Source organism: Nocardia sp. TBRC8007, assembly GCF_056629435.1.
Genome location: NZ_JBWSOR010000218.1, coordinates 1 through 272, shown reverse-complemented (window position 1 = coordinate 272; position 272 = coordinate 1). Strand labels below are relative to the sequence as shown.

Sequence of the window (272 nt, the reverse complement as noted above, 5' to 3'; positions counted from 1 at the left end):
ACACCACACCAGAACCAGAACCAGAACCGGGCGATTCACAGAAACCGACCTCATGGAAAGTGGCATACACCGCAGCCTCCGTCGGCCCATACCCATTGATCACCCGCACCCCCGGCCACAACACCCGAGCCCGACGCACCACCACCGCACTCAACGGCTCACCGATGAACACCACCGCATCCAACCCCGGCAACCCCGCACCCCCCATCCCGGCCACCACCTCCGCGAACACCGACGGCACAGCACTCACAACCCCACAGCGCCCGCCCCGA

1 protein-coding gene is annotated in these 272 nt (G+C 65.8%); it reads right to left on the bottom strand.

Features of this window, described 5'->3' with window-relative positions; genetic code table 11:
* Positions 1-250 (bottom strand): AMP-binding protein (locus ACX4ZE_RS23380; RefSeq protein WP_480275627.1); only part of this gene is annotated, 250 nt, incomplete at its 3' end.
* Positions 251-272 lie beyond the last annotated feature (22 nt).